Below are 7,107 nucleotides of genomic sequence, written 5' to 3'. Positions count from 1 at the left end.
ACGGAACCGAGCTCACCAGCAACGCCGTGCTGGCATGGTGCGGCGAGATCGGCGTCGAGTGGCATTATATCGCGCCCGGAAGGCCGATGCAGAATGGCTATGTCGAGAGCTTCAACGGTCGCATGCGGGACGAACTGCTCAACGAGACGCTGTTCTTGAGCATGGCCCATGCCCGTGTCGAGATCGCCGCCTGGGTGGACGATTACAACCGGGAGCGACCGCACTCATCGCTTGGCTACGCAACACCGGCGGCGTTCGCCGCCGAACTGGATAAGCAATGGCCTGCTTCACTACGCCCTACGGGCTCCGCTACGCAGCCCATTGCTTCAACCGCGCTCATGCGCGAAACAACCGCCCGGCTCTAATCCCAGCTGGGGGAAAGCTGGGGGTCACGTCAAAAGGCCAAATGCATATGTAGCATCCCAGCCTTCAAGAGAGTCGCCAGCCCCCTTATCATCAAGGTGTCGAACGGGTTGATAGCGGCGAAGAGCCTCTCTTGAACCTTAGAGGGGTTGGGCCAGTGAAAATGTGTATAACGGCTAGGCGGGAGAGGTGTAGCAGAGAGCGGCTGCATGACAGATTTTGCCAACGCATCGCGCAGTTGCGCCTCTACCTCGGCGAGAACATCTTTATCATCCAAAGACTGTTTTGTTTCGAGCCGCAGCGAGGCTGTTTCGGGATACTGCGCCATGAAACCTCGATGGAGACCCGTGGAGACCTGCATCGCACCCAAGAGCCGAACTTCCTCAGGCGTAAGGTCATCATACTCTGTGTAATAATCACCCTCGTGGGCGTCCTTGTCGAAGTGGCATGCCGTGAAGATTAGGTCGTCGCGAACTACGAAAGATGCGTATTCCGTCAGAAGAGATGAGCGCCAATAACTTCCAACAGGTGACATTGGTCGCACCACCGTTCCTGAGCGGACGGTCGGATAGAAAGTTGGCATGTGCAGGTTCAGTTCCGATGTCTGCGGGCGCTTCTTTGCCAAGGTCTCATCCGTTTTTGCCTCATGGTGATGCTGTTCCAGCAACTGTTGACATGATTGCTGCAAACCCGCGTTGTGTCCAATTCCCAGTATGCGGTTGTGCAACCGATTTTTATGATTCATATCAGGGGAACAAAACGTGTTCGGCGCATGGTGCCAAAAGCGAGGACCACTCATGAACAAGCGCACATTTTATGAGTTCTTCGCTGGTGGGGGCATGGCTCGCGCTGGCCTTGGGGAAGAATGGGAGTGCCTGTTTGCAAACGACTTCGACGCGAAGAAAGCGGACAGCTACAGAGCAAACTGGGGCGACGAAGAGAGCCTTTTGGTCGGTGACATTGCCGCTGTAAGAACAGAAAACCTCGAAGGGTGCGCTGACCTCGCTTGGGCTTCGTTCCCGTGTCAGGACCTTTCTTTGGCAGGCGGAGGGTCGGGTCTAGCTGGAACTCGCTCTGGCACCTTCTGGACGTTTTGGAATCTCATTCGTCTCCTACGTGTCGAAGGCCGCGCGCCCCGCTCAATTGTTTTAGAGAATGTCTGCGGGACACTGACCTCAAATGGTGGCGAGGATTTTCGCAGTATTGTTTCAGCGTTTGTAGGCTCGGGATACCGCGTAGGCGCGATGGTAATCGACGCAGCGCATTTCGTTCCGCAATCGCGTCCTAGGTTGTTTGTCGTTGGGATACGAAACGACCTTCCAATTCCCTCTTCGCTTCGTGCTGAAGGGCCAAACGACGAAATGCATCCGCAGGCGATGCGTCAGGCACTTGGGTCGCTACCGTCGGGCACGCAAGAGAAGCTCGTCTGGTGGAGCGTAAATTTGCCTAGAGGCCGTAATATTGATTTCGCGGACCTCTTAGAAGCCGAACCCAAAGGGGTTTCGTGGCACTCTCGCGAAGAGACAAGAAATCTTTTAAACATGATGACCGAACGCAATCTCTCGAAAGTTCGAGAGGTCGAGCTTAGGACACGTGAACTGGGCACCTTGGAGGCGGGCTCACTTTATCGGCGAACACGAAATGGCATCCAGCGCGCTGAGGTGCGTTTCGATTCGGTAGCAGGATGCCTGCGGACCCCTTCGGGCGGTTCGTCTCGCCAAACAGTCATTGTGGTAGACCGAGGTCGCGTGCGAAGCCGATTGCTCTCCCCGCGCGAAGCTGCGCGCCTTATGGGGCTCGCAGACACCTATATCCTTCCAGCGAACTACAATCAGGCTTATCATCTTATGGGTGACGGCGTTGTTGCTCCAGTGGTGAGCTTCATCGCCAAGGGCATTCTAAATTCGGTGCTGGCTCGGGGAGTGTTGCGCGCAACTGGTTGACTCATGAGACAATAAATTCTCCAGTCGCGGCAATCAGGAGGGTCCGCGGCTATGGCAAAACATTCATCCGTCTCTACGAATAAACCGCCTATCGATACCGCCGATTTGAGAGCCAAACTCACCGAGCTTCTCAATACGCCGTTCTTAAATGTGCTCACACAGGAAGAGATGCCCATCGGAAACTTCCAATGGGGTGTCTATGCCTTTTACGACTACGATGGAGAGCCGATTTACGTCGGCCAGACCAATGAAAAGGTCAGGACCAGAATCCGACGCCATCTCACTAATCAGCGGACCGATGCTGTCGCTATGTCTGTTCTAGACCCGTTCGAAGTATACGAGATTGAGGTTTATCCTTTACCTCAGTTTGAGGGGCGCAAGGCCAAAGACAAGGAAGCTAAAGCTGCTCTCGATGGCCTTGAACGGGCAGTCTACGAAAGTGCTATCGCAAAGAGCAAATTCGGAGCAATCCTCAATGAGAAGAATCCGCCCGAGGTCGCGTCTTCCATCGCATTAGAAGACATACCCAGCTTCCGCGGCTGCATCGTCTCAAGTCGAGTATTTGAGCTTCGAAACCATCCTGATTTTCGGATAGCTCGTCGGGCCTTGATTATCTCTCGCCTTGCTCAAGTTATATCTGAACGCAAGGTTCAGAATGGTCTTCGCCGAGTGTTACTCACCCAAGCCAAACGTTTAGCGTGGCTCTCCGAACAACGCTTCATTGCGATGGGAGGTGAAGTCGCGGTTCCCGAAGAAGCTAATGACTAGTTTTGCTGGCCCACCTAAGGATTCTAAATCGAGCCCTTAAACTCGCCAGATTGAGTGGGTCATGTTATAATTGGTGGATGCAAAACGAAGCACCAAATCTTGGGAAGGTCCCCTTATCCAGATAAGGAGACTTTCATTGCCCATCATTACTTCCCATTCCCCTTGGGTCATCAACTACGCAATTGAACTCGACCGTCACATGTCGTTTTGTGGCGAATTTTTTCGCGCAAGTTCCGAACGGCAGCACGTTGTCGCGGCCTATCTGAACGCGAGGCCACCACGCGAATGCAACGCGAGCCTCGTTGCTGAGTTTCTCCTTCGTTCGCGGCATGGGGAGATTCTTTCTGCGGCCTTTCAGAACGTGCCCGTCGGCCTACGGCCCGCGCTGCGTCGGGCAGGTGCAGTCGTGCACCCTGAGCGTTTCTATACCCTTCTCGTCGAACTGCTATCTTGTGGCGAGAGCTACATCACAAGGTGTATCGCACAGGTCCCTCGTCTCGACCTCGATGCCCTTCTGGTCATCGAGGCATTGCCGCCTGAGGCATGTAGCCCTAGCCTTATTCAGGCCGTGTCAGGGAGTGCGGATGCCAAAGATGTCTCAACGGCATTTCATGTGCTCGTCGAGAACGGAGTCGATGCTGACTGGCTCGCTGATTGCCTTCGCGATGTTAAAACGCAAAGCTCACTCTCGTCGGTGTTTCAAAAGGCGGCTCGTCGGGCAATTGCACCTCCGCATCCAGTCCCTGCATCTGACTTTTACCAACCCATTCGGACTGGTGAGGAACTGTTCTCGGTAGCGCGAGAGTTCAGGAATTGCCTTCGGAATTACACTTGCTCCTTTCTCGACGAGAGGCAGGGAAATGCTTTTGCGGTCGCGTCCCGCGCCGAGCACCGCACCGTTGTGCATCTAGTTCGCGGAACTGCGGGCTGGAAACTCGAAGGGTTGTTTAAATCTCGAAATCGCCGTCCTTCGCGACCCACGCGCGAGTGGATTGAGTCTTATCTTCGGGAGCACGGGGTTATCATCGAGGGACGAGAGACAAGGAAGCCATCACGTTGGGATTCAGTGCACAACCTGATTTTTGGTGACCTGCTCGATTTCCAATTTGGATTCGATGTGGATGAACTCGACCACGTAGTTTGAGGAGAACGCTGCGCGTTCATCCTATCGACTTCGGCTCGTTCGCAACAAGTTGCTCACTCATCCTCGTCGACGAGATATCGAATCGGACATTTCTAGTCTCATCACCAAGGAGGCGTGGTCTCGTAAGAGAGAGCGATAGCTCTAATCCCCCCTCTCCCAAACGGACGACCCTATGGCCATGATATGCTTGAGAGAGGGGGAATGAGATTTATCACCATATCGGCTTGTGGTGTCGTTCAGCAGCGTCAGCGTTTATAGCTGGAAGGTGGTCGCCCGTGACCCTTCGTTACTGCCCTCATTCGGCGAAAACTCGCCCGACGGTTATCCGCTTTTGCGGAAGCCTCTTGCGCCCGCCTGACGACGACAAGCGCAAGGTCGGTGGTTGTGAGAACCCTCTGGATTGAGGACACAGTGCCACCGTCTTTTGCAGGCTATGTTTATTCTGGCACCTGCCATCCAGTCGCTGCTCTGCGGTTCGGTCCCAGACACGGCGGTCAGTTGTTACACTGAGCACCTACAAAGTCCGTAGTTTCCGACGCTGTAATCGCGCATCTATCGGTCGAGCTATGTTGTCCTACGAGTATACCATCGCGGGGTTGGTCGTGCATTAATCGAATAACGCAGTAACGCGATAATATGGCGGCACATGCCTGAGTTCGTAGACTCCATTGTGAATGGTAGTCGCCGCCACAAACGCGCTTCGAATCCTTCGATATGACGCGCGTGACGAATGGTTTTTCGCCTGCATCGTCGCGAGTTCCAATCTGCTCGCGAGAAGCTTCAGAGACGTCAGAGAGCATTTCTCTGGGTTGCCACCCGTCTGCGCCATGTAGTGGGCTGAGCGCCCTAGCCAGTTGAGGCTGAAATCGCTTTGCGATGTTACCCATCCGTCCGCTTTCAGGACCTCGTAGATATCTGTGAGTGTGTTCATTTTCTCTCACCTCCTGCTGTATTTAGGTCAGCGGTCAGGGAGAAATGTGCGGATTTAATATGCGGATTGGACGAACGCCGTTCGGATTGGGTGAGTCAAATTATTTCAATGCATCTCACTTGACAGGGCGGGCTGTTGGATGCATTGGATTTAGGCCACCGCATCTCAATAGGAAAGAATCCATGTCGAACCCGAAACTCATAAGCACGCTCGATGAGCTTTACGCTGCAACCTTACTTTTCGATGACCTTATCAGAACCCACTACGATAGCCTTTCGCCGAAGCAGCAGAAGGTGGTTCAGAACGCCTTTTCCCATACTCGTTCCTTCATCGCCTTTCCGCGCACAAACGGAGATGGTTACATCATCGGATTTTCGAAATTCGTCGGCCATCAGATGAAAAGCATCCCAGATTATGACGCCGTGCGGAAAAACATCAGCGGAAGCGATTCTGAGCGCGCCATTGGTGCGCTCGGGGTAGCTACCGACTACGCCCTCGGCAGCAGTCATGACCGCGGCAGCACTCATGCCGCGCCAGCAGAGCTTGCTCAGGCGGTTAGAGATTTCGTGGCAATTGCTGACAAGACCCCGAACTCTCTTTCATGGATTCGTCTCATGCCTCTCCCTGAGGCGGTTCAGGGTAAGTCCTTCGCTCGCACGAAGACCTACGATGTTCTGCTTGCAGCGTTGAAGGCGGCCCATTTGACGAAAGTCGAACGCGAACACCTGTTCGCTGAAATTACAGCGTAGCACGTGGTGGTCTACGCTATTGGGCTGTGGGGCTTCGCTCCACAGCCCCTTTTTACACCCTCCGTGAATCAGCACCCATCTCATTGAGGTAAGCTCGAGCGGGACATTGGTGTGAGACAGTTTCGGCGTCCCAAATGATTTGCTGACAGATTCGAAACATCTGCGATGTCGTGGCCTAGAGCCATACGAGACAGGAGACGCGGATGCTGGTCGGATACGCACGGGTGAGTTCGTCGGGACAGTCGCTCGACATCCAGAACGAAGCTTTGTCCCAAGCTGGATGCGAAAAGGTCTTCGCCGAGAAGATGTCGGGTCGTTCTGCCAAGGACCGCATTGAACTCGCGAATGCACTCGACTTCGTTCGGGAAGGCGACACGCTCATCGTCACGAGGCTCGACAGGTTGGCAAGGTCGGTTGGTGACCTGCACCGCATCATCGAAACGCTGACCAGCAAGGGTGTCGAGTTCCGCTGCATCAACCAAAGTGGCGTCGATACCGACACCTCGACGGGCAAGCTGATGTTGAGCATCCTCGGTGCGGTTGCCCAGTTCGAGAACGACATCCGTCGCGAACGACAGATGGAAGGCATCGCGAAGGCCAAAGCCGAAGGGCGCTATAAAGGCCGTCCAGCGACCATCGACCCCGACGAGGTAAAGACCCTCCACCAACAAGGCATGGGAGCCTCTGCAATCGCCCGTGAGATGAACATCGGTCGAGCCAGCGTCTATCGAGCACTGGCAGCCTGAAGCCCCCTCAGAATGGCTCTACAGCCATCCCAGCACCATCATCGCCCCACGGGTGAAACCTTACAATGTCAATCCACGAACTCTCTGGAACGTGACCACGCTCGCGTCGGCGTGGGCTTTCGAATCGACAATAAGCTCTCGCCCATGGCGCGCGCATTATTAATCTGCACGGTCGCCCGTCATCCGCGCGCAGCGACCCGATATCGTTGACGGAAAGACGAACTGTGGCACGCTCGGTGGATGACCGAACCGACCGTTGCCGACCACGCCGATACCATCGTCATCACTACCATGGCCGAAACCGCTTCTGCCGATGTCACCGATGGTCACAATGACGATGACCAACGTTGGGTCGCAGCCGTCATCGCCAGCCTGCCAGCACGCTCACGCGAAGCGCGGCAAGCGTTGGCCGAGGCTTTGTGGAACGGTGATGCTGCCTTGTCCGCTCCTGTCGGGTGCGCCA

The 7,107-nt window shown here is 54.9% G+C and carries 9 protein-coding genes; 7 read left to right on the top strand and 2 right to left on the bottom strand.

The window, feature by feature from the left end; translation table 11 throughout:
- On the top strand, positions 1–365 hold a 365-nt coding region (locus GRI72_RS14430), incomplete at its 5' end, for an integrase core domain-containing protein (protein WP_160733254.1).
- 29 nt (positions 366–394) lie between these two features.
- Here GRI72_RS14430 and GRI72_RS14425 read toward each other — a convergent pair.
- Positions 395–1,108, bottom strand: a complete 714-nt coding sequence (locus GRI72_RS14425; RefSeq protein ID WP_160734600.1) for a hypothetical protein — start codon at positions 1,106–1,108, stop codon at positions 395–397.
- Positions 1,109–1,160: 52 nt separating this feature from the next.
- Between GRI72_RS14425 and GRI72_RS14420 the strand changes: the two genes are divergently transcribed.
- The 3 genes from GRI72_RS14420 to GRI72_RS14410 all read left to right on the top strand — a co-directional run bounded on the left by GRI72_RS14420 (position 1,161) and on the right by GRI72_RS14410 (position 4,218).
- Positions 1,161–2,306 carry a DNA cytosine methyltransferase gene (locus tag GRI72_RS14420; protein ID WP_160734599.1) on the top strand — a complete coding sequence of 382 codons (1,146 nt, stop codon included), beginning with the start codon at positions 1,161–1,163 and terminating at the stop codon, positions 2,304–2,306.
- 51 nt (positions 2,307–2,357) lie between these two features.
- Positions 2,358–3,074, top strand: a complete 717-nt coding sequence (locus GRI72_RS14415) for a GIY-YIG nuclease family protein (protein WP_160734598.1) — start codon at positions 2,358–2,360, stop codon at positions 3,072–3,074.
- A 136-nt stretch (positions 3,075–3,210) separates the two neighbouring features.
- A complete protein-coding gene (locus tag GRI72_RS14410; protein ID WP_160734597.1) occupies positions 3,211–4,218 on the top strand; it encodes a hypothetical protein in 1,008 nt (335 codons plus the stop codon).
- A 607-nt stretch (positions 4,219–4,825) separates the two neighbouring features.
- Here GRI72_RS14410 and GRI72_RS15040 read toward each other — a convergent pair.
- The gene (locus GRI72_RS15040) at positions 4,826–5,149 is read right to left on the bottom strand and encodes a DUF6626 family protein (protein ID WP_419880251.1); all 324 of its coding nucleotides are present in this window, start codon (positions 5,147–5,149) and stop codon (positions 4,826–4,828) included.
- A 182-nt stretch (positions 5,150–5,331) separates the two neighbouring features.
- Here GRI72_RS15040 and GRI72_RS14405 point away from each other — a divergent pair, with 182 nt between their 5' ends.
- The 3 genes from GRI72_RS14405 to GRI72_RS14395 all read left to right on the top strand — a co-directional run.
- Positions 5,332–5,898: a hypothetical protein gene (locus tag GRI72_RS14405; RefSeq protein WP_160734596.1), complete on the top strand. Its 567-nt coding sequence runs from the start codon at positions 5,332–5,334 to the stop codon at positions 5,896–5,898.
- A gap of 203 nt (positions 5,899–6,101) precedes the next feature.
- Positions 6,102–6,644, top strand: coding sequence for a recombinase family protein (locus GRI72_RS14400; protein WP_160733641.1), 543 nt, complete (start codon positions 6,102–6,104; stop codon positions 6,642–6,644).
- Between the two features lie 240 nt (positions 6,645–6,884).
- A partial coding sequence (locus tag GRI72_RS14395; protein WP_160734595.1) for a hypothetical protein occupies positions 6,885–7,107 on the top strand: 223 nt, incomplete at its 3' end.

Origin of the sequence: Pelagerythrobacter marinus, from assembly GCF_009827515.1 — a bacterium.
Taxonomy (GTDB): Bacteria; Pseudomonadota; Alphaproteobacteria; order Sphingomonadales; family Sphingomonadaceae; genus Pelagerythrobacter; species Pelagerythrobacter marinus.
Note: the sequence above shows the minus strand (reverse complement) of the source record. Positions and strands in the feature narration are given on the sequence as shown.